The following is a 22,486-nucleotide window of genomic DNA, read 5'->3' as shown; positions in this document are numbered from 1 at the left end:
ATGCCGCGTCTGGTGCAAACGCCAGAGAGATCAGCCTGGTCAAAGCCCGCTGGTGAACCAGCCGAGCCCCTCTTCGGTCAGGCCCTCGGGGATGTATTCGGCGCTGACCCAGCCGTCGTAGCCGTCCGCGTCCAGGCGGGCGAAGAAGGCAGGGTAGTCGATGGCGCCGGTGGCATCCGGTTCGTGCCGCCCCTCGGCGCGGGCCATCTGGATGTGGACCGCGCGGGCGCCGTGTTTGTCCCAGGCCGCCAGTGTATCGCCGGTGATCCGATGGGCATGATAGGCGTCGAATTGCAGGTTCACATTCGGGGCGTCCACCTTGTCGAGGATCTCGGCCGCCTGATCGAAATCATTCAGGAAATAGCCGGGCATATCCAAGGGGTTGATCGGCTCGATGGTCAGCGACTGCCCGGGTGCTTGGGCCGCCGCCCATCTGAGATTGCGCACGAATGCCGCATGCGCCTCAGGGCCGGACGCAACCCCCGCCATAATGTGAATATGCTGCGGTTTCAGAAGGTCTGCATAGCGCAGCACCCGTTTGAAATCATGCTCAAACCGCGCCTCGCCTCCGGGGAGCGCCGCAAAACCGCGCGCGCCTCCGGCGTAGTTGGGTGGCGGGCCATTGATCAGGCACAGGTGCAGCTTGTTGATGTCGATGGCGTTCAACACCTGATTGCCCGGCTCGTCATAGGGAAAGAGCACTTCGACCGCCTTGAACCCGGCCTGCCGCGCGGCGCCGAAACGTTCCAGCAGCGGCACCTCGCGAAAGAGCATCGACAGATTGGCGGCAAAGCGCGGCATCGTTCAGCCCTCGACCAGTTCATCCGAGGGGATCAGGCCAAAGAACGCCCCGCCCGACCAGACGCCAAACCAGCCCTCGTGATGCTCGCCAAGCTCCACCATGCGGTAAAAACTTTTGCGGTCGATGAGCGCCTCCAGCCCGGCGCGCACATGCACATAGGGCGAGGGCTCTCCGGTTGCGGCATCGCGCGTGACGCGGATCGGATTGTCCGGCCCGGCCAGCGTATGATCGCCGACGTTGGTTTCAAAACAAAGCGTTTGTTCCTTAACCTCCCCCGCCACATCGAAATCAACCGCGACGAAAGGCGCATCATCGACGGTGATCCCCACTTTTTCGACCGGGGTGACGAGGTAATACTTCCCGTCTTCGCGTTTCAGGATGGTGGAAAACAGCCGCACAAGGCCCGGCCGGTTGATCGGGGTGCCCTCGTAATACCACGTTCCGTCGCGGGCGATGCGCATGTCCAGATCGCCACAAAAAGGCGGAGTCCAGAGGTGTACGGGCGGCAGCCCCTTCTGCTGCACCGCCTTGGCCGAGCTTTCAATGTCCCGGGCTGACGGTGTCGTGATCTGTTTGTCGCTCATACCTTTTGCCATTTTGGTTGCGCGCGATACACTCTACTCAGACGATATAGGCAGCACGGGAGATTTGCCATGACCGATGATACGGAACTGGTGACGGGCATCGAGGCGCTGGAAGAGAAGCTGGCGCAGGCGCGGGCGTCGATCACCAAGCGGTTCATCGGGCAGGAGACGGTGGTGGACCTGTCCCTGTCGGCGCTTCTGTGTGGCGGGCACGGATTGCTGATCGGTCTGCCGGGGCTGGGCAAAACGCGGCTGGTCGAGACGCTGAGCACGGTGATGGGGCTGAACGGGCATCGCATCCAGTTCACGCCCGATCTGATGCCTGCGGATATTCTGGGGTCTGAGGTGCTGGAAACCGGGGCCGATGGCAGCCGGACGTTCAAGTTCATTCCCGGCCCGATCTTCTGTCAGCTTCTGATGGCCGATGAGATCAACCGCGCCAGCCCAAGGACGCAATCGGCGCTGCTGCAGGCGATGCAGGAACGGCAGGTGACGGTGGCCGGGCAGGACCGGCCGCTGGCGGCACCGTTCCATGTGCTGGCCACGCAGAACCCGATCGAGCAAGAGGGTACCTATCCGCTCCCCGAGGCGCAGCTTGACCGGTTCCTGGTGCAGATCGACGTGCCCTATCCCGACCGCGACACCGAGCGCGATATCCTGCTGGCCACCACCGGCGTGGCCGAGGACGAGGCGCATGAGGTCTTTACCGCCGCAGAGCTGGTCGATGCGCAGATGTTGCTGCGCCGGATGCCGGTAGGCGAGAGCGTGATGGAGGCGATTCTGGACCTCGTCCGCGCCTTCCGCCCCGAAGACGACAGCGCGCCGGAACAGGTGCGCGAGACGGTGGCCTGGGGCCCCGGGCCACGCGCGGCGCAGGCGCTGATGCTGACCGTGCGGGCGCGGGCCATGCTGCAGGGGCGGCTTGCCCCGGATGTGGATGATGTGGCGGCCCTTGCACAGCCCGTGCTGAGCCACCGCATGGCGCTCAATTTCGCGGCGCGGGCGCGGGGTGACACGCTGGCCGGACTGATCCGCAGCGTGACCGAGGATGTCACCCGAATCGAGGCCGCCGCGTGAGCCAGCCGCTTCCCCTCCGGGCCCGGGCCGAGGCCGAGGCCGCCCGTCTGCCGCCGCTTCTGGCGCGGGCGGAGCACCTTGCCGGTGCGGTGCTGTTGGGGGAGCACGGCCGACGCCGCTCTGGCCTGGGCGATGATTTCTGGCAATACCGCCCGGTGCAGCCCGGCGACTCACGGCGGCTGATTGATCACCGCCGGTCGGCCAAGAGCGACACGCAATTCGTCAAGCAACGCGAGTGGCAGATCGCGCAATCGGTGATGCTGTGGGTGGATAACGCCGCATCGATGCGTTTCGCCTCCGAGGAAAACCTGCCGCAGAAGGCCGACCGGGCGCGGCTTCTGGCGCTGGCGGTGGCGATCCTGCTGAACCGCGCGGGCGAGCGGGTGGGCCTGACCGGAGCGGCGCTGCCCCCGCGCCGGGGCGAGGCGCAGCTGTCGCGGCTGACGGCGGCCTTGCTGGACGAGCAGGCCGAGGATTACGGGAGCCCCGACCTGCGCGGTATGCCCGCGCATGGCCGGGCGCTGATGCTGTCGGATTTCATGGGCGATGTCAGCGCGGTGAAGGCGGCGCTGACGGCGGCGGCTGACCGGGGGGTGCAGGGCATCCTGATGCAGGTGCTCGACCCGGCGGAAGAGGCGTTTCCCTATCGCGGGCGGACCATTTTCCAATCGGTGGGCGGGACATTGACGCATGAGACGCTCAAGGCTTCCGACCTGCGCGAGCGATATCTGGAGCGGCTGGCCACCCGCAAGGCCGAGCTGCAGGACCTCTGCGCCGTGACCGGCTGGCGGTATCAGCTGCATCACACCTCGGACAGTGCGCAATCGGCGCTTCTGTGGCTCTACCGCGCGCTTGACGGGAGCCTGGGCGCATGATGATCGGCCCCATAGCTTTTGGCGCGCCCTGGCTTCTGGTGGCGCTGGCGCTGCTGCCGGTCCTGTGGATCATCCTGCGCGCGGTGCCGCCTGCGCCGGTGCGGCGGCTGTTTCCGGGTGTGGCGCTGCTTATCGGGCTGAAAGACGACGACAGCGTGACCGACCGCACGCCCTGGCGGCTCTTGCTTTTGCGGATGCTTGCGGTGGCTGCGGTGATCGTGGGGCTCGCGAGGCCTGTGCTGAACCCGCAGGACGATCGCGCCGGGCAGAAGGAGCTGCCGCTTCTGATGGTGCTCGACAGCTCCTGGGCCAGTGCCCGCGACTGGCCGCAGCAACAGGTGCTTCTGAGCGACATGCTGGCCGAGGCGGGACGTGATGGGCGGCCCGTGGCGGTGCTGCGCCTGAGTGCGCCTGAGGCCCCGGTGTTTCAGGCGGCCGAGGCATGGCGCACGCGGATTTCGGGCCTCGGCCCCGATGCCTGGGCCCCGTCAGAGGCGGATATGACCGAGGCCGCGCGGCTTTTGCCCGGGGATGGTTTCGAGACGCGCTGGTTCTCGGATGGGTTGGCGCGAGAGGGCCGGGAGGCGCTGCTGGAAACGCTGGAGGCCCAGGGTCCGCTGACCGTTCATGAAAGCCCCCGCGCGCTGGTGGCGCTGGCCCCGGCAAGCCTGGTCGAGGGCAATCTGGAATTGACCGCACGCCGTGCGGTGGCCGGGGGCGAGCGTGCGATCGACGTGGCCGCCTATGGCCGCGATCCGTCGGGGATTACCCGGCTTCTGGCCACGCTGCCGCTGACTTTCGAGGCAGGGGCGCAGGAGGCCACGGGCCAGCTTTCGCTTCCGCCGGAGCTGCGCGCGCGGCTCACGCAGTTTGAACTGGTGGGGCAGGATCATGCCGGGGCGGTGACCCTGTCCGACGATACGCTGAAGCGGCGCGAGGTGGCCCTGGTTGCGGGTCGTGAAGACCGCGAAGGGCTCGAGCTGCTGTCGCCGCTGCATTATCTGGAACAGGCGTTGATCCCGACCGCCGATATTCTGTCCGGCGGACTGACGGATATCCTGCCCGCCAATCCTGATGCCATAGTGCTGGCCGATGTGGCCACCGTGTCCGAAGGGGAGGCGGCGCTGCTGTTTGACTGGCTGGAAGAGGGGGGCATGTTGCTGCGCTTTGCCGGGCCGAGGCTGGCGGCGAGCGATGTATCGCGCAGCGAGGAAGACCCTCTGATGCCCGTGCGGTTGCGCGCCGGGGGGCGGTCCGTTGGGGGCGCGATGAGCTGGGGCGAGCCAAAATCGCTGGCCCCTTTCGATGAAGACAGCCCTTTCTTTGGCCTGGCTGTTCCCGGCGATGTGACCGTCAGCGCGCAGGTGATGGCGCAGCCCGATCCGACGCTGGCCTCGCGCGTGATCGCGCAGCTGACCGATGGCACGCCTCTGGTGACGCGCAAGCGGGTGGGGCAGGGTCAGATCGTACTGTTCCACGTCACCGCCAATGCCGAATGGTCCACATTGCCGCTTTCGGGTCTCTTTGTGCAGATGCTGGAGCGGCTGGCGGTGTCCGGGTCGGCCGCGATGCCCGAGGCAGAGGATCTGGTGGGCACCACCTGGCAACCGGTGAAGGTGCTGAGCGCCGCCGGGGATTTGGGAGACGCGGGCAACCTTCCGGGTGTGGCGGGCGAGAGGCTGATCAGCGACCCGCTGAGCGCCACGATGCCGCCTGGCCTGTATGAAGGCCCGGACCGGCGGATTGCGCGCAACGTGATCGAGGCCGATACCGTGCTAACACCCGTCAGCTGGCCCGCGCGGGTTGCTGTCACTGGCCTGTCGCGCCCGGTCGAGGCACCGCTGGGCGGCTGGCTTCTGGCATTGGCGCTGGTGCTGCTGAGCGCTGATGTGCTGGCCTCGCTGGCCTTGTCGGGGCGGCTTCTGCCCGCGCGGGCGGCGGCCCTCCTTCTGGCGGGGCTGATGCTGCCGCAGGACGTCCAGGCGCAGGATGACAAGACATTCGCCGCCACCGCCGAGGTGGTTCTGGCGCATGTGCTTACGGGAAATGCGCAGGTGGACGATACCGCGCGCGCCGGGTTGTTCGGGCTGAGTCAGACGCTGTTCTTCCGCACCTCGGTGGAACCGGCGGACCCGATCGGCGTGAATCTCGAACAAGATGAGCTGGCGGTTTATCCGCTGCTCTATTGGCCGATCACCGAGGATCAGCCACTGCCCTCGGCGGAGGCCTATGCGCGGCTCAATACCTATCTGCGCACCGGGGGGATGATCGTTTTTGACACGCGCGACGCCAATGTGTCGGGCTTCGGGGCCTCGTCGCCCAACGGGGCCAAGCTGCAGCGTATTGCGGCGCCGCTTGACATCCCGCCGCTGGAGCCGATGCCGGAGGATCATGTCCTGACGCGCACCTTCTACCTGTTGCAGGATTTCCCGGGCCGCCACATGGGCCGGGGGGTCTGGGTCGAGGCGTCTCCGCCCGATGCGGAACAGATCGAGGGCATGCCCTTCCGCAACCTCAATGACGGGGTCACGCCGGTGGTGATCGGCGGCAATGACTGGATGTCGGCCTGGGCGATGGACGGCCGGGGCAATCCGATGTTCCCGGTGGGCCGGGGTTTTGCCGGAGAACGGCAGCGCGAACTGGCCTATCGTTTTGGCGTCAACCTGGTGATGCATGTGCTGACCGGCAATTACAAATCCGATCAGGTGCATGTGCCCGCGCTGCTGAACAGGCTGGGCCAATGAGCGGGTCGGTGGTTTTTGATCCGTTGCTGCCCTGGTGGCTGATCGCGGTGCTGGCCGGCATGGCGATGGCCACCTGTGCGCTGGCCCTGCATCGGGGTCTGTCCGGCTGGGCCTTGCGGGCGCTTGGGGCGCTGGTGGTGCTTGCTGCGCTGGCCGGGCCGATCTTTCAGCAGGAGGATCGCGAGCGGCTGACCGATATTGTCCTGCTCGTCGAGGATGAAAGCGCCTCGCAGCAGCTCAGCGACCGGGCCGCGCGTACCGCTGATGCCGCCGAAAGGCTGGAGCAACAGCTGCTTGCCCTGGGCAATACCGAGGTGCGGCGGGTCAAAGTCCCGGATGGGGTCGATAACAGCGGCACGCAGCTCATGAGTGCTTTGGGTGAGGCGCTGGCCGAGGAACCGCGCGGGCGTGTTGCCGGGGCGATATTGCTGTCGGATGGACAGGTGCACGATCCGGAGCGTGTGCCTGAGATGCCCGCTCCGCTGCACCTTCTGCACACCGGTCAGAGCAGCGATTGGGATCGCCGCGTCAGTGTGACCAACGCACCTGCCTTTGCCATTCTCGGCGAGGAGGTGACGCTCACGCTCACCCTTGAAGATGTCGGCGCGGCCCCGGCAGGCACGGCCACGGTGCCGCTGGATGTGTCGGTCGATGGGGAAACGCCGCAGCGCTTCGATGTGCCGGTCGGCAAGGATATCGAACTGCCGCTGCGCCTGCCGCATGGCGGGCGCAATGTGCTGGAGTTTTCGACGCCGTTTGTGGAGGGCGAGCTGACCGACCGCAACAACGTGGCCCTTGTGCAGATCAACGGAGTGCGCGACCGGCTGAGCGTGCTTCTGGTGTCGGGAGAGCCGCATCCGGGCGGGCGGACCTGGCGGAACCTGCTGAAATCCGACAGTTCGGTGGATCTGGTGCATTTCACCATCCTGCGCCCGCCCGAAAAACAGGACGGCGTGCCGGTGCGCGAGCTGAGCCTGATCGCCTTCCCGACGCGGGAGTTGTTTCTGGAGAAGATCGAGGATTTCGATCTGATCATCTTCGACCGATACAAGCGCCGGGGTATCCTGCCGTCGCTCTATCTCGACAATGTGCGCAACTATGTCGAGCAGGGAGGGGCGGTTCTGATCGCCGCCGGGCCGGACTTTGCCAGCGCCGACAGTATCTATCGCACCCCGATCGAGACGGTGGTGCCTGCCCGGCCCACGGCGCGGGTCTTGGAACAGCCGTTTCTGCCGACCGTGACCGATCTGGGAGAGCGGCACCCGGTGACATCGGGCCTGAGCCCCGATGACGATACCCCTTGGGGCCGCTGGATGCGGCAGGTTGAGGTCGAGGCGCAGGCGGGTGAGATCCTGATGACCGGGGTCGAGGATACACCGCTTCTGGTTCTGGACCGTGTGGGCGAGGGGCGCGTGGCACTGCTGGCGTCGGATCATGCGTGGCTCTGGCATCGCGGCTATGAAGGCGGCGGGCCGCAGCTGGAATTGCTGCGGCGTCTGGCGCATTGGATGATGAAGGAGCCGGAGCTGGAGGAAGAGGCGCTCTGGGCCGAGGCCACCGGGCAGAGTATGCGCATCATCCGGCAAACCCTTGCCGAAGACAGCGATCCGGTGACGGTGGTCACCCCCTCGGGCGAAGAGCTGGAGGTGGAGCTGACCGAGGTATCGCCGGGCCGGTTTGAAGCGGTCTATGACGGGCCTGAGATCGGTCTTTACCGGCTGCGCGTGGGCGAGCTGACGGCGGTGATTGGGCTTGGGCCGGCCGCGCCCGTGGAGTTCGAGAACACGCTGGCCAGCACCGAGTTGCTGACCCCCGCGGTTGAGGCGACGGGCGGCGGCGCGCTGGCGCTGGAAGATGGCCTTCCCCTGTTGCGCCAGGTCCGGGACGGCCGCCCGGCTGTCGGGCGCGGCTGGATCGGGATCACCCCGCGCGGCGCTTATGAAACGCTGAACGTGACGCAAACGCCGATCCTGCCGCCGTGGCTGGTGCTGATCCTGATCTCGGCGCTGGTGGTGGGCGGCTGGCTGCGTGAGGGGCGGCGCTGAACGCTTGGCGTGGCGCCCCTGTGCTCAGGGAGATAGCTCGACGCGATAGACGTCATCCGACCATCCCTTGACCGAGCAATGCGCGCGGATGAACACCTCGCGCGTGCCGTCGGGCAGCATCAGATTGCTGAGCGACCGGGTGAAGGGCTGTTCGTCCACATGCGGGTGCAAAAGCTCGCGGTGGCCCAGAACCTTGCCTGTCGCATCCAGCACATCCCAGCCATCGGCATAGTGGTCCCAGCCGGTATCCTCATGTTTCAGCGTGACCTCGACGCGCCAGCTCATGCCGGATTTCTCGACTTTTGCCGACACGATTTCAGGTGCGCCGCTGAGCGCGGGCGTGGCGAAGAGCAAAAGGGCGAGGAGGGGGCGCAGTATGGGCATGAGGCTCGTTATAGCGCGAAGCAATGTTACGCGCACTCACGTCTGCGTGGGGTGCCGTTGCAGGGTTCGATGCGAGCGTGACATGAACTCGCGCCGGATCAGCATTGCAAAGGTCAGCAAGGCCGCGACCAGCAGGGCCTCCGGCCCCAGCATCCAGGCTCCGGCGGCAAGGCCGAAGTAAACCGATCGCAGGCCCCGGTTGAAGCTGCGTGCGGAAAAGATGTTGATCTCGCCCGCCTGGGTGGCGCGAATGGTGGCGTCGGGATGCGCTGCATCGTTTGGCACCGCGCCCATCACCACGCCGCAATAGCCGAAAAGACGGTTGGCCCAGACAAACTTGAAAAAGGCATTGGCCAGAAAGCCGAGGATGACGAGGATCTTGACCTCCCATACCACGGCGGGATCGGTGCCAAGCGTGAGGTCTTCGGCAATGCCCGCAAGCCGTTCGGTGTTGCCTAGAAGGGCCAGACAGCCGCCGATCGCGATCATCGTGGCGGAGGCGAAAAACGCCGTGCCCTGGCGCAATGTGGCAAGGATCTGAGCGTCGAACACCCGTGGTTCACGGCCGATCATCTGCTGCATCCAGTCGCGCCGGTATTGCGCCATCAGCATGGACACGGACAACCGCGCGCCGATGCCCCGTTCGATGAGCCATCCGATCACCACCCAACAGACCAGCAGAACAGCCAGCGCGGCCAGATCGAGGGTGGAAAAGAAGGAGAATTTTTCAGACCATGTCATGAGGGTCTGATAACGCGGCGGAGAAAGACTTGCCATACTCATAAAATTGGTTATAAAATATTACCAATAAGGAGAGCGCCCATGGAGATGCCACAGCCAAATCCCTCTGTTCTGGCCAAGAAGCCCGAGCTGATTGCCCGGCTCAAGGGTGTGTTGCCCGAGGATGCCATTATTTCGGACCCGTTCGAGACGCGCGCCTATGAATGCGATGCCCTGACCGCTTATAAATGCCCGCCACTGCTGGCTGTGTTGCCCGGCAGCACGGAACAGGTGAGCCGGGTGCTGTCGATCTGTCACGAGATGGGCGTGCCGGTGGTGCCGCGGGGCTCGGGCACGTCGCTGGCCGGAGGGGCCTTGCCGACCGAAGACAGCGTGATTCTGGGCGTGGCCCGGCTCAATGAGGTGCTGGAAACGGATTATGACAACCGTTTCATCCGTGTGCAGTCCGGGCGGACCAACCTGAGTGTGACAGGGGCCGTCGAGGAGGAGGGGTTCTTCTATGCGCCCGATCCGTCGAGTCAGCTTGCCTGTGCCATCGCGGGCAATATCGCGATGAATTCGGGCGGGGCGCATTGCCTGAAGTACGGCGTGACCACAAACAACCTCATGGGCGTGACCATGGTGCTGATGGACGGGCAGGTGGTCGAACTGGGCGGGGCGCATCTGGATGCCGAGGGGCTGGATCTGCTCGGCCTGATGTGCGGCTCGGAGGGGCAGTTGGGTGTCGTCACCGAAGCGACGCTGCGCATTCTGCCCAAGCCCGAGGGCGCGCGGCCGGTGCTGATCGGGTTTGACAGCAACGAGGTGGCGGGCGCCTGTGTCAGTGACATCATCAAGGCGGGTGTGTTGCCGGTGGCGATCGAATTCATGGACCGGCCCTGCATCCGCGCGACCGAGGCCTTTGCCGGGGCCGGATACCCCGATTGCGAGGCGCTTCTCATCGTCGAGGTGGAAGGCAGCGAGGCCGAGATTGACGAACAGCTTGGGACGATCATGCAGATCGCGCGCAAGCATGACCCGGTGGAGCTGCGCCAGAGCCAGTCGGCGGAGGAAAGCGCCAAGATCTGGCTGGGCCGCAAATCGGCCTTTGGCGCGATGGGGCAGATCAACGATTACATGTGCCTCGACGGCACCATCCCGGTGAGCGAGCTGCCTTATGTGCTGCGGCGTATCGGCGAGATGAGCAAGGAGTACGGTCTGGATGTGGCCAATGTGTTCCATGCGGGCGATGGCAACATGCATCCGCTCATTCTGTTTGACGCCAACAAGCCGGGCGATCTGGAAACCTGCGAGGCCTTTGGCGCGGATATCCTGCGGCTCTGCGTCGAGGTTGGCGGATGCCTGACCGGGGAGCATGGCGTGGGCATCGAGAAACGAGACCTGATGGTGGATCAATATGCGCCTGCCGATCTGGAGCTTCAGATGGCGGTGAAGGATGTGTTTGATCCGAAATGGCTCCTGAACCCGGCCAAGGTGTTTCCGCTGGCGGCAAGCGATGCGCGCCGGGTGGCGGCGGAGTGATCTGACAGGCTGCCGTTCGGCCAATGACAAAGCTGGGATTTGAGTATTTTGGGAACAATGAAAGCTATGGAACCGCGTAACGAAGAAGAGCTGGCCAATATTGTGGCCGGGGCGAGCGCGCCGATGCGGATCGAAGGCGGCGGAACGCGGCCCATCGGGCATGTGACGGATGCGCCGGTTCTGAGCACGCGGGGGCTGAGCGGGATCACGCTTTACGAGCCCGGGGCGCTGACGCTGGTCGCACAGGCGGGCACGCCCCTGGCCGAGGCGGAGGCGGCGCTGGCGGCAGAAGGTCAAAGGCTGGCCTTCGAGCCGATGGATCACCGGGCACTGTTGGGCACAAGTGGCGCGCCGACACTGGGCGGCATGGTGGCGGCGAATGTTTCGGGTCCGCGCCGCATTCAGGTGGGGGCGTGCCGCGACAGCCTCTTGGGTGTGCGGTTTGTCGACGGGCGCGGTCAGGTCATCCGCAATGGCGGGCGGGTGATGAAGAACGTCACCGGCTATGACCTCGTGAAGCTGATGGCGGGCAGCTATGGTACGCTAGGGGTGCTGACCGAAGTGGCGCTGAAGGTGTTGCCCATCCCCGCTGCGACGGGTGTGCTGCTGTTTGAAGGATTGTCCGATGAGCGCGCGGTATCGGCGCTGAGCCGGGCGCTGCGGTCGCCGTTCGAAGTGACCGGGGCGGCGCATACGCAAAAGGGCCTCGACGGCGCACCGGTGACGATGATCCGTCTCGAAGGTTCAGAGGCGTCGGTGGCCTATCGCGCCGACCGGCTGACAGCCGAGTTGTCGGAGTTCGGCTCCTGCGCGCTGGAAACCGATCCTGAAAACACAAAGGCCGGCTGGACCTGGGTGCGCGATGTCGCCCCGTTTCATGGGCGTGACGGCACGGTCTGGCGTTTGTCCGTGAAACCGACAGAGGCCCCCGCCATCGTGGCGGCTCTGACAGGGGCGGAGGCGCTGTATGACTGGGGTGGGGGGCTGATCTGGCTGTTCTGCCCGGCAGGGTGTGGCGTGGATGGCCGCAGGATCAGAGCCGCACTGGCGGAGCATAGCGGTGGACATGCGACCCTGATCAGGGGGGACGATCCGCACCCGTTCCAACCGCTTGCCGAGCCGCTTCAGACGCTTCAGACCGGGTTGCGCGCCCGGTTCGATCCGCGCGGATTGTTCAATCCGGGGCGGATGGGGCAGGCAGCCTGATGCTGGTTCTGGCCTACCTTGCCAGTTTCGCTGCCGGGCCTGCCACCTTCTGGTTGCTGGCGAGGCGGCGGACAGACCGGGCCGGTTTTGCCCGGCTGGCAGCGCTCGCCTTGGTGCTTGTGGTGCTGGCATTGCTGTTGCCCCACCTCGCTGGGACGACCTTGCTGGCCTGGAGCTATTTCGACCTGTTGCTGCTGGTTCTGTTGTGGCTGGCCTGGATTGTCGTTCTGGCGCTGTGTGTGCAGGCGGTCAGGCCACGCCTTCCTAATGGGTCTGCACATCGCTGGGCTTTTGCCACCGGCACGGCGGCCACGACACTGCCCTGGTTCGGGCTTATGATTGCACAAGGGATGACACGCTGAATGAAAACGGAATTTACCGAAGCGCAGCTCCGTGACCCGGGCACCCAGCGCGCGAATGAGATCTTGCGTGCCTGCGTGCATTGCGGGTTCTGCACCGCTACCTGCCCGACCTATCAGGTGTTGGGGGATGAGCTCGATAGTCCACGCGGGCGCATCTATCTGATCAAGGATATGCTGGAAAATGACCGTGAGCCCGACGCGCGTACGGTCAAGCATATCGACCGTTGCCTGAGTTGTCTGGCCTGCATGACGACCTGCCCCTCGGGCGTGCATTACATGCATCTTGTCGACCATGCGCGTGAATATATCGAGCAGCGCTATAAACGGCGCTGGGATGACCGGGCGCTGCGCTGGATCCTGTCCAAGATCCTGCCCTATCCGACGCGCTTCCGGCTGGCCCTTCTGGGGGCGAAGATCGGGCGGCCGTTTGCCCGGTTGATGCCCGATGCACGGCTGCGCGCCATGCTGGAGATGGCCCCGAAGAGCATCCCGCCCGTGAGCCGCAATGACGACCCTCAGAGCTTTGCCCCGAAAACAGAGCGCCGGATGCGCGTGGCGCTGATGACGGGCTGTGCGCAGAAGGCGCTCAATACCGATATCAACGATGCCACGATCCGGCTGCTGACGCGGCTTGGCTGTGAGGTGGTCGTCGCCAAGGGCGCGGGCTGTTGCGGGGCGCTGACGCATCACATGGGCAAGACCGGCGAGAGCCATGCCACCGCCGCCAGGAATATCCGTGCCTGGAGCGATGAAATGGACGGTGACGGGCTGGATGCGGTGGTGATCAACACCTCGGGCTGCGGCACGACGGTGAAGGATTACGGTCATATGTTCCGCAACGAGCCACTGGCCGAAGAGGCCGCGCGGGTTTCAGGTATAGCGATGGATATCAGTGAGTTGCTGGTGAAGATCGGGTTGCCCGAAGGGGCGCCGAAAGGGGTGCGGGTGGCCTATCATGCGGCCTGTTCGCTACAGCATGGTCAGCAGGTCAAGACCGCGCCCAAGGATCTGCTGAAACGTGCCGGGTTCGAGGTGGTGGAACCCGCAGACAGCCATCTGTGCTGTGGGTCGGCAGGGACGTATAACCTGATGCAGCCCGAGATTTCCAAGCAGCTCAAGGCGCGTAAGGTGCGTACGCTGGAGGCCAAGAGCCCTGATATCATCGCGGCGGGCAATATCGGCTGCATGATGCAGATCGGCAGCGGAACGCAGGTGCCCATCGTGCACACGGTCGAACTGCTCGACTGGGCCACCGGCGGCCCGAAGCCTCCGGCGCTGCAGGGCGATTGACCGACGCCACGCGCGGGCTGCCCCAATTTTGCCTTAAAGCCCTGCTATCGGAAACGCCGAGGTTTTCGAGGTGATTTGACGGATATGAAGCGTTTTCTGCTGTCTTGCGCTCTGTTGCTTTCGGGCAGTCTTGTTCAGGCGGGTGATACCGGGCTGACCGCCCTGCAAACCGGTGACGAGAGCCGGGGCTGGGAGGCTGTCGGGCGGCTCGATCTTGACGGGCGCGGATTTTGCACCGGGGCGCTGATCGCGCCGGATCTGGTGCTGACGGCGGCGCATTGCCTCTATGACAACACCACTGGCGAGCGGATCGACCATAGCAAGATCGAGTTTCTCGCCGGCTGGCGCAATGGCCGCGCTTCGGCCTATCGCTGGGTCAAGCGTGCGGTGACGCATCCGGATTTCTACTTTGATGGCGAAATGGCTGCGGATCGGGTTCGCAATGACGTGGCCCTGCTGGAGCTGCACCATCCGATCAACAACGGTACGGTGCTGCCCTTCGCCACGGATCGCCGTCCGCGCAAAGGGCAGCGGATTGGCGTGGTGAGCTATGCGCGGGACCGCTCGGAGGCCCCGTCATTGCAGGAAGTCTGTGATGTGAAGGCGCGGCAGCAGGGCGTGTTGATCATGTCCTGCGATGTGAATTTCGGCTCTTCCGGCGCGCCGGTCTTCTCGTTCGAAAGCGGGGAGCCGCGGGTGGTGTCGGTGGTCTCGGCCATGGCGGAAGTGGATGGCGAGAAGGTGTCGCTTGGTACGCAGCTCGAAGCGCCGCTGGAGTTTCTGCGCGGTGAACTGGCCGCGGGCAAGGGGATGTTCCAGGCCCCGGCCCCGACCCTGAGCACCAGCGGTGAGCGGCGTTCGACCGGTGCGAAATTCGCCAAACCGTGATGGCACGGCCCCGGACCAGCTTCGGACTTCTGATTATCGGTTTCATGATCCTGCTTGCCGCGCCGGTGACTGCGGGGTCGGGCCTTGTGCGGTTGTCGGACCGCGATGACCTCTTGGGGTGGGAGGCGGTGGGCCGTGTCGAGCTGGGGCAGGGAGGTTATTGCACCGGTGCCCTGATTGCATCGGATCTGGTGCTGACCGCCGCGCATTGTGTCTATGATCAGGCAGGACGGTTGCGCGGGGCCGATACGATCCGGTTTCGCGCGGGGCTCGCGGATGGGCTTGCCATTGCCGAACAGAGTGTCTCAAGGGTGGCGGCCCATCCGGGCTATGACCCGAGGAGTCCGTTTGGCGTTGACACCATCCGATATGACGCCGCCCTGCTGGAGTTGAGCGCGCCGATCTCAACCACATCGGCGGATCCGTTCATTCTGCATCAGCGGGTCGATCATGGGCAGCAGGTGAGTGTCCTGTCCTATGGTATGGGCCGGGATGCGGCGCTGTCCTGGCAAAGGGAATGTGCGGTGCTGGGCCGACAGAAGGGGCTGATCGCCTTTGATTGTAATGTGACCTTCGGTTCGTCCGGCGCACCGGTTTTTGTGCGCGAAAACGGCCGCGCGCGCATTCTGTCGCTGATCAGCGGCGGCGGGTATGGTGTCGCCTATGGCATGGAGCTGCCCAGCGTGGTGAGCGAGCTGAAGTCCGTTTTGCGCGCCATGCCGGGTGTGCCCTATGGCGGGCTTGTCAACCGGCGGGTCAAGGTGGGTGAGACGCGCGGCGTTTCCGGCGCGAAATTCGCCAAGCCGTGAAACGGTGGCCTTCCGCGCGTGCCCCCCTTGAAAGCGTGAAAATCCCTTCCCACATCTGTTCTGTCCGACGCCGCCTGGCGGGTCGGGCGCATCTGGCCTGTCCCGAGGTGGGAAGGCCGCAAACATATCGTTATCGCTCAATGGAGGATGACCCATGCGTAACTTTGATCTGGCACCGCTTTACCGTGCCACCGTCGGCTTTGACCAAATCGCAGACATGATGGACCGCGTTCTGTCCAACGATGTCGCCCAGCCGACTTATCCGCCCTACAATATCGAAAAAACCGCCGACGATGCCTATCGTATCTCGGTTGCGGTTGCAGGCTTTGCCGAACAGGACCTGAGCGTGGAAGTGCGCGAAGGCCAGCTGATCGTGTCCGCCCGCAAGTCCGAAACCGAGGAAGAGGGCACCCGCACCTTCCTGCATCGCGGCATTGCCACACGTGCGTTCGAGCGCAAGTTCCAGCTTGCCGATCACGTGCGTGTCGAAGGCGCGTCGCATTCCGACGGGATGCTGCATATCGACCTGGTGCGCGAAGTACCCGAAGCGCTGAAGCCGCGCCGGATCGCGATTGCATCGGGTGACAGCGTCGAGAAGGACGTCGTGGACGCAAAAGCCGTCAACTAACGCGTCCTTCATCCAAGGATCAGGCCCGGGCGTGTGACACGCCCGGGCCTTTTTGCGTCCGGAGAGCCTGGGATTTACTGCTCGCTGAGGCTGCTGGCCAGACGCATCAGGCGGATCGCTTCGGCGCGGTAGCCGTACGCGTCGTCGCCCTTGGTGGCATTGGCGAGCGCGATGGCGTCGTCATAGCTCCAGTCGCCGGTGAAGTCCGACCGTTTCAGAAGCTCACCGAAGGAGGCGATGGCGATGGCAAACCCGGCCTCGCCCTCGGCCTCGGCGGTGGCGGGCAGGATCGGGGCCTCGATCAGCGTGCTGGCCTCCTCGCCCGGGGCCTTGTAGCGCAGCTTGAGGAAGCCAAGCTCGTCCGATGTCTCGCCGCTTGCCGCCACCTCGCCATAGCGCAGCGGGTCGACCAGCTCGGCGTCCGAGCCTGCCGGTGTCACCTCATAGATCGCGGTCACGGAATGCCCCGCGCCGATATCGCCTGCATCCACCTTGTCGTTGTTGAAATCCTCGCGCTTCAACGCCCGGGTTTCATAACCGATCAGGCGGTATTCGCTGATCTGCGCAGGGTTGAACTCCACCTGGATTTTCACATCGTCGGCGATCGGGAACATCGCGCCCGCCGCCTGATCCACCAGCACCTTCTGCGCCTCGGAGAGCGTGTCGATATAAGCTGCCTGTCCGTTGCCGTTCTGGGCCAGCGCCTGCATGGTGGCATCATCGAGATTGCCCCTGCCAAAACCCAGCACCGACAGATAAGAGCCGCTCTCGCGTTTCTCGGCGATATAGTCCTTGAGCGCCTCGGGATCGCTGAGGCCGACGTTGAAATCGCCGTCGGTGGCCAGGATCACGCGGGTCACTTCGCCCTCTTCCGCCATGCCTTCGGCCACGGCATAGGCCTGTTGCAACCCTGCCTGACCGGCGGTGGAGCCACCCGCATCGAGCCGCTGGAGCGCGTTCAGAATGGTGCTGCGCTCGGTGGCTGAGGTGGGGGCCAGAACCTGCCCCGCGCTGCCTGCATAGGTGACGATGGCCACCTGATCCTGCTCGGTGAGTTGCGAGAGCATCAGTGAGAGGGACTGCTTCAGAAGCGGCAGCTTGTTCGGCTGGTTCATCGACCCGGAGGTGTCGATCAGGAACACAAGATTCAGCGGCGGGCGGTCCTCCATCGCGGGCTTCTGGCCCTGGATCGCGATATGCACCAGTTTCGTGCCGTTGTTCCACGGGGTCGGGACCACGCTGACCGTGGGCTTGAACGGGTGTTCGCCTGCTTCGGGGGCTGCGTAATCGTATGGGAAATAGTTGATCATTTCCTCGATCCGCACCTGTTCGGGGTTGGGCAGGCGGCCCGAGGTGATGGTGCTGCGCAGGATGGCATAAGAGGCGGTGTCAACGTCGATGGAGAAGGTCGAGACAGGCTCTTCGGCGGTGAGCTTGAGCGGGTTGCTCTCGGCTTCTGGATAGGCCTCGGTATTGGGTTCGGGCAGGGTTACGATGTCATCCGCGGGCACCGATTGCAGGGATAGCAGCCCACCCGCGCCATTGCCCGTTTGCTTGCGCGCGGCGGTGGCGGGTTTGGACTGGCTCAGGCCCCGGGTTTCGGCTTCGGCCATGGGGGCAGGCGCGGGCGGTTCCGGGGCTTCCTGAGCTGCGAACTCTTCCACAAGATCGGCCTCGCCCGGGGCTGCGTCCACCACACGACCGCCGGACAAGGACCGATCGGTCCCGCTGTCTTCCAGCGACAGGGTGCCGCTGCCGCCCAGGGGGGCCTCGGTCAGCTCCGGCTGGCCGGAGAAGCCGGGCAGGTTGCGCTCGGTCAGTTGCGGCAGGCTGATCACGAGACCCACGGCCAGAACGGCGGTGGTGGTGGTCAGGGCGGCGCGGGGGGATAGCTTGGCGATCATGGTGCGTACTCCTCTGAAGAGCCCGTGTGTCGGGCGATCAGAAGTAGGACGCGCGGCTTGGCGCGTTTCTTGGAGCGCGGCAAAGTTTTTTTCCGCCAGCGCCAGATTAGCCGCCTTTTTCGCCGCATCCGGCGCAGGTGTGGCCGCCGTGAAGGCAGCTTTCAGATCATCGAGATCGTCGCGGTCGTCACTCATATCTGATCCTCTTTCTCGCGCAGGGCGCGAAGGTGTTTCTTGGCCTCCGAGATGCGCCAGCTTACGGTGCCCGGCGATATCCCCAAGACATCGGCCGCTTGTTCATGGGTTGCGTCATCCAGCACCAGCGCCAGCGTGTCGCGCAAATCCTCGGGCAGGGCGCGCATCGCCTGGGTTAACCAATCGAGCGCCTGCGCCGTTTCCGCCTCGGCCGCGCGGCGGCCCACCTCCCAATCGCCCCATCCATCGGCATGGCGCGCCCGGGTGGCGGCACGCCGGCGGCGGTCATGGGTGGCGTTGACCACGACGCGCCAAAGCCAGGTGGTAAACTTCGCCTCCCCTCGAAAGCCTTGAAGCTTGGCAGGCAGGGCGGCGCAGATATCCTGTGTGAGGTCTTCGGCCTCGGCCTGAACCCCGGTGAGGCGAAAGGCAAGGCGATAGACACCGTCATAATGGCGCTGCAACAGGGACGAGAACGCCTCCGGGTCTCCGGCGGCGGCGGCTCTGGCCAGGCTTTCATCGCTCACTGTCATGCGCATCACGATTGTAGGACGCAGGCCGCGCGTCAATCCTTGGGGGTGAGCGAAAGATTTTTTCACGGCGCTTTGGCCAGGGGGGTCAGGGGATCAGGTAGATCGGGCTTGACCAGGCGTTGAACCCATCCTCGGTGGTGACGCGCACCCAGAGCGGGTTGTCCTTGCCGGCGATGAGCGGGATCGTCACGGTTTCGTCCATCCGGCAATCGGTCAACTGATCCGGCAGGCGGCAGAGCCGCAGCTTGCGGTCAAGCCCGCCCGCGTCGATCACCGTATCCTCAAGGCCGATATCGGAGAGCGCGAACTGGCCGTTGGCGAGCCCGGTGTCGATTGCGATCTGACCGGCCGAGCCGTCGTCCAGCCAAAGATCGACACCGCCGAAATTCCCGGTGGTCACGGCGTCGATACGGACTGTCCTTGGGTCCTGCAGAACCGTCTGGCGTTCCAGGTTCCAGGCATTGAACGCCCGCATATCCGCAATCCGGGCGGCATCGAGCCGCGCCTCGCCCTGCCAAAAGACCTGTCGCCCCCGGCCTCGGTAAAGCGCGCCCTGCCAGGTCAGGCGCAGGCGGTCGCCTAGATCGGCCTCAGCATAGGGTCGTAGTGTTTGGACGGTTTCGGCCCCGTTCAGCACGTCGATCCGCAGGATCGGGGCATGTGCATGGCAGCGGATGCGAAGCGGCACTTCGCCTGTCTGGCTGCGCGCGATATCACCCATGATTGCCGTGGCGGAGGGGCGCGAGGCGGCATCTGTATGGGCCGGATCGGTGTCATGGATCACCCCTTGCGCGCCCAGATCGGCCTCTACCTCCAGATGCATCCGGCAGCCGGTGGTGCCATAGTGATGCCGCCGCCGCATGGCGTCAAAGATCGCCTCCCGGTCAAGCCTGTCTGTCAGGAAACAGGTCAGCCCCGTATAGGCCCCGAATTCTGTCGCGCCCGGATAAGTCATCCCCGGAGCGCCCTTGTGGCCGTCGCTGTTGCACACAAGGCCGACGCGGTGGCCCAGGGCAAAGGCATCCGTCATCAGCCATTCGAACGTGCCCCAGTCGGAATGCACCTCGACCGCGGTGCGCAGGGCCGGGTCGTGGGCATAGGAGATATCCGCGGGTCGGCCGCCGATATGGGCATAGACCACGCAGTCACGCCCCTGCAGGTGATCGAAGAGGTGGGTCAGCGTCGGTGCGTCCGTCTGCATATCCTCGCGTTCGTGCAGGAGCGCGCGAGAAGACCGGTGCATCACCTCGCCTTCGTTACGGAAGAACACGTTGTGATCGCCGCCCACTGGCGTGTTGCCCGACCATTCATAGCCCGGAAAGACGGTGAAGCGACCCGGGTCGTCATAGGCGGCGGTGACGCGGTTGATTTCGTCCCAGAAGGCGGGCTTGATCTGGAAATCATTGGCCTGGTGGCTGGTCACGTCGAGAAAGGACACGTCACGCGCGAAGGCAATATAGTCCTCGACCGTGTCGATGCCGACCGTTTCACCGCTCTGGCCGTGCAGATCGCCCCAATGGGCGGCGTGCGGGCTGTCCTGAATGAGTAGCGGATTGGAGCGGGCCAGGACCTCACCCGAGGCGGTGCTTAGAGTGAAGGTGGTCGCGCCCTCATGGTCGATGCTGAGCCCCTCAATGCGCAGACCACGGGTGCCGGGGTCGGCTCTGACTTCGCCGGGCAGATCCGGCATCTCCATTTCGGATGAAAGGGCCAGTGGGGTGTCCGGCAGAACGCAGGCATTGCCCCAGGCATCTTCGGCGCGGATACCAAGCGCAAATCCCTCGCCCGGACGGCGCAGGGTGGGGGCGACGAGAACCCAGCGGGCAGGCGGGCCTGCAACGATCTCGATCGCTGGCGATCCGACGGGGATGAACGTCCCGGTTGCGCAGGGGTCGGCCAGCACGCGAAACTCGAAAGCGCTTTCGCAGAAGGTTTGAAGCCGGTACCCGGGCGTGCCGCCAAAGTGCACCGTGATCGTATCCCCGGGGCGCATATAGCCGCGTTTCACCGTCAGCCGGATGCCGTTGTACCAGGGCCGCTGATGCGGATAGCGTTCGGCGTGCAGCTCCAGCTCCACGCCGTTCGAGGCCTCGGCCCTGACATGGTTCATCGCCTGCGGGTCATCGAACTGCACCGGGCCCGCGTCAGAGGTCCAGCGCTGCACGATCTTGATCGCCCCGGTGTCATCCAGACCATATTCCCCCACCCTGTAGGTGAGTGTGAACCGCTGGAAGCTGCGCACCTGGAAGCTGCCCAGCGGCGCCAGTGACACCGCACCGTAATCCGCCCCGTCCGCCCCCGGCTGAGCCAGGGGCCAGACATCGCCCATCAGGTCATCGCGGATCGGGGGCATGGACCCGGGTCAGACGGACATGCAGATGTATTTCATCTCCAGATAGTCCTCGATCCCGTGATGCGACCCTTCGCGGCCAAGCCCGGATTGCTTGACCCCGCCAAACGGCGCGACCTCGGTTGAGATGATGCCGGTGTTCACACCGACGATGCCGTATTCCAGCGCCTCGGCGACCTTGTAGACCCGGCTCAGATCCTTGGCATAGAAATAAGACGCCAGACCAAAGATCGTGTCATTGGCCATTTGAATGACGTCGTCCTCGGTCTCGAACTTGAAGAGCGGCGCCATCGGGCCGAAGGTCTCATCCGTCGCCACCTGCATGTCCTGGGTACAGCCGGTGACAATGGTGGGGGGCAGGAAATACCCCTCGCCCTGCATCGGCGTGCCGCCGCCCAGGATCACTTTGCCACCCTTGGCCTCGGCATCGGCGACATGCTCTTGCACCTTGCCGATGGCGTCGGCATTGATCAGCGGGCCAAGCTGTGTGCCCTCTTCCATCCCGTCGCCGATCTTCATCGCCGCTACGGCGTCCTTCAGCTTTTCGGCAAAGGCATCATAGACCCCCGCCTGCACATAGATGCGGTTGGCACAGACGCAGGTCTGCCCATTGTTGCGGAACTTGCACATGATGGCGCCTTCGACGGCGGCATCCAGATCGGCATCGTCAAACACGATGAAGGGCGCGTTGCCGCCCAGCTCCATCGAGCATTTCATGACATTCTCCGCCGCCTGACGCAGCAGGATACGGCCCACTTCGGTGGAGCCGGTAAAGGTCAGCTTGCGCACCGCTTGGTTTTCGCAGAATTCCTTGCCGATCTCCGAGGAGCTGGACGAGGTGACGATGTTGAACACCCCCGCGGGGATGCCTGCGCGTTCGGCCAGCACGCCCATGACGGTTGCGCTCAGCGGTGTCTCCTTGGCCGGACGACCGACGAAAGCGCACCCCGCGGCAAGGGCCGGGGCGGCCTTGCGGGTGATCATCGCATTGGGGAAGTTCCAGGGCGTGATAGAGGCGGCGACACCGATGGGCTGCTTGATCACGGTGATCCGCTTGTCACGCTGATGGCCCGGGATCGTCTCGCCATAGATGCGCTTGGCCTCTTCCCCGAAAAACTCGATGAACGACGCGCCATAGCCGATTTCGCCACGCGCCTCGTCAAGGGGCTTGCCCTGTTCGGCGGTCAGGATGATGGCCAGATCTTCCTGGTTTTCCATCATCAGGTCGAACCAGCGGCGCAGGATCGCGGCGCGTTCCTTGCCGGTCATCGCGGCCCAGTCTTTCTGAGCGGCCTCGGCGGCGGCGATGGTCTGAGCCACCTGCGCGCGCGACATGTCGGCCACATTGGCGATCACCTGGCCATTGGCGGGGTTGGTGACTTCGAACGTTCCATTGTCGCCCTCCACCCAAGCGCCATTGGAATAGGCCTTCTCGGCCAGAAGGCTCGGGTCGTTCAGCATCGCTTTCAGATCGGTTGCGGACATCGCGCATCTCCCTCACATGTCTTTCGTCTCGCAAAGCCAAAGCATCTTGGGCTAGGCTTGTCT

19 protein-coding genes are annotated in these 22,486 nt (G+C 64.8%); 11 read left to right on the top strand and 8 right to left on the bottom strand.

From position 1 onward, the window contains the following. Positions 1-39 precede the first annotated feature (39 nt). Both EI983_RS17385 and EI983_RS17380 read right to left on the bottom strand, forming a co-directional pair. Positions 40-801 carry a hydroxypyruvate isomerase family protein gene (locus EI983_RS17385; protein WP_157708607.1) on the bottom strand — a complete coding sequence of 254 codons (762 nt, stop codon included), beginning with the start codon at positions 799-801 and terminating at the stop codon, positions 40-42. Between the two features lie 3 nt (positions 802-804). Beyond that, positions 805-1,386, bottom strand: coding sequence for a DUF1285 domain-containing protein (locus EI983_RS17380; RefSeq protein ID WP_157708606.1), 582 nt, complete (start codon positions 1,384-1,386; stop codon positions 805-807). Between the two features lie 69 nt (positions 1,387-1,455). On the opposite strand from EI983_RS17380, the gene EI983_RS17375 reads away from it, so the two are divergent. From EI983_RS17375 to EI983_RS17360, 4 genes are read left to right on the top strand one after another with little or no spacing between them, the layout of a single operon-like run. Next, a complete protein-coding gene (locus EI983_RS17375; protein WP_157708605.1) occupies positions 1,456-2,463 on the top strand; it encodes an AAA family ATPase in 1,008 nt (335 codons plus the stop codon). After that, positions 2,460-3,338 carry a DUF58 domain-containing protein gene (locus EI983_RS17370; RefSeq protein WP_157708604.1) on the top strand — a complete coding sequence of 293 codons (879 nt, stop codon included), beginning with the start codon at positions 2,460-2,462 and terminating at the stop codon, positions 3,336-3,338. Before EI983_RS17375 ends, EI983_RS17370 begins: the two co-directional genes overlap by 4 nt. Then, positions 3,335-6,082, top strand: a complete 2,748-nt coding sequence (locus EI983_RS17365) for a DUF4159 domain-containing protein (protein ID WP_157708603.1) — start codon at positions 3,335-3,337, stop codon at positions 6,080-6,082. The genes EI983_RS17370 and EI983_RS17365 overlap by 4 nt, the downstream gene beginning before the upstream one ends. Continuing rightward, positions 6,079-8,127 (top strand): glutamine amidotransferase, encoded by a 2,049-nt coding sequence (locus EI983_RS17360; protein ID WP_157708602.1) that lies wholly within the window; start codon positions 6,079-6,081, stop codon positions 8,125-8,127. Before EI983_RS17365 ends, EI983_RS17360 begins: the two co-directional genes overlap by 4 nt. A 24-nt stretch (positions 8,128-8,151) precedes the next feature. On the opposite strand, the gene EI983_RS17355 is transcribed toward EI983_RS17360, so the two are convergent. Beyond that, positions 8,152-8,511, bottom strand: coding sequence for a hypothetical protein (locus tag EI983_RS17355; protein ID WP_157708601.1), 360 nt, complete (start codon positions 8,509-8,511; stop codon positions 8,152-8,154). A gap of 36 nt (positions 8,512-8,547) precedes the next feature. Beyond that, positions 8,548-9,252: a DUF599 domain-containing protein gene (locus tag EI983_RS17350; RefSeq protein ID WP_157708600.1), complete on the bottom strand. Its 705-nt coding sequence runs from the start codon at positions 9,250-9,252 to the stop codon at positions 8,548-8,550. Positions 9,253-9,333: 81 nt separating this feature from the next. On the opposite strand from EI983_RS17350, the gene EI983_RS17345 reads away from it, so the two are divergent. From EI983_RS17345 to EI983_RS17315, 7 genes are all read left to right on the top strand, one after another. Continuing rightward, positions 9,334-10,773, top strand: coding sequence for an FAD-linked oxidase C-terminal domain-containing protein (locus tag EI983_RS17345; RefSeq protein ID WP_157708599.1), 1,440 nt, complete (start codon positions 9,334-9,336; stop codon positions 10,771-10,773). A gap of 66 nt (positions 10,774-10,839) precedes the next feature. Continuing rightward, entirely contained in the window at positions 10,840-11,979 is a 1,140-nt protein-coding gene (gene glcE, locus EI983_RS17340; RefSeq protein WP_157709143.1) for a glycolate oxidase subunit GlcE, read from the top strand. After that, positions 11,979-12,341: a hypothetical protein gene (locus EI983_RS17335; RefSeq protein WP_157708598.1), complete on the top strand. Its 363-nt coding sequence runs from the start codon at positions 11,979-11,981 to the stop codon at positions 12,339-12,341. Before glcE ends, EI983_RS17335 begins: the two co-directional genes overlap by 1 nt. Beyond that, positions 12,342-13,631 carry a glycolate oxidase subunit GlcF gene (glcF, locus tag EI983_RS17330; RefSeq protein WP_157708597.1) on the top strand — a complete coding sequence of 430 codons (1,290 nt, stop codon included), beginning with the start codon at positions 12,342-12,344 and terminating at the stop codon, positions 13,629-13,631. 84 nt (positions 13,632-13,715) lie between these two features. Next, the gene (locus tag EI983_RS17325) at positions 13,716-14,519 is read left to right on the top strand and encodes a trypsin-like serine peptidase (protein WP_157708596.1); all 804 of its coding nucleotides are present in this window, start codon (positions 13,716-13,718) and stop codon (positions 14,517-14,519) included. Continuing rightward, positions 14,519-15,328, top strand: coding sequence for a trypsin-like serine peptidase (locus EI983_RS17320; RefSeq protein ID WP_246162221.1), 810 nt, complete (start codon positions 14,519-14,521; stop codon positions 15,326-15,328). Before EI983_RS17325 ends, EI983_RS17320 begins: the two co-directional genes overlap by 1 nt. Before the next feature lie 154 nt (positions 15,329-15,482). Continuing rightward, positions 15,483-15,956 carry an Hsp20 family protein gene (locus EI983_RS17315; protein ID WP_157708595.1) on the top strand — a complete coding sequence of 158 codons (474 nt, stop codon included), beginning with the start codon at positions 15,483-15,485 and terminating at the stop codon, positions 15,954-15,956. Positions 15,957-16,030: 74 nt separating this feature from the next. On the opposite strand, the gene EI983_RS17310 is transcribed toward EI983_RS17315, so the two are convergent. The 4 genes from EI983_RS17310 to EI983_RS17295 form a co-directional block, all read right to left on the bottom strand. Continuing rightward, positions 16,031-18,055 (bottom strand): vWA domain-containing protein, encoded by a 2,025-nt coding sequence (locus tag EI983_RS17310; RefSeq protein WP_157708594.1) that lies wholly within the window; start codon positions 18,053-18,055, stop codon positions 16,031-16,033. Continuing rightward, the gene (locus EI983_RS17305; protein WP_198389334.1) at positions 18,052-18,588 is read right to left on the bottom strand and encodes an RNA polymerase sigma factor; all 537 of its coding nucleotides are present in this window, start codon (positions 18,586-18,588) and stop codon (positions 18,052-18,054) included. The genes EI983_RS17310 and EI983_RS17305 overlap by 4 nt, the downstream gene beginning before the upstream one ends. Before the next feature lie 85 nt (positions 18,589-18,673). After that, entirely contained in the window at positions 18,674-20,941 is a 2,268-nt protein-coding gene (locus EI983_RS17300; protein WP_157708592.1) for a DUF3604 domain-containing protein, read from the bottom strand. Between the two features lie 9 nt (positions 20,942-20,950). Continuing rightward, positions 20,951-22,423: an NAD-dependent succinate-semialdehyde dehydrogenase gene (locus tag EI983_RS17295; protein WP_157708591.1), complete on the bottom strand. Its 1,473-nt coding sequence runs from the start codon at positions 22,421-22,423 to the stop codon at positions 20,951-20,953. Positions 22,424-22,486 lie beyond the last annotated feature (63 nt).

The organism is Roseovarius faecimaris, assembly GCF_009762325.1.
Lineage (GTDB): Bacteria > Pseudomonadota > Alphaproteobacteria > Rhodobacterales > Rhodobacteraceae > Roseovarius > Roseovarius faecimaris.
The sequence above is the reverse complement of the archived record's forward strand: the minus strand, read 5'-3'. Positions and strand labels throughout refer to the sequence as shown.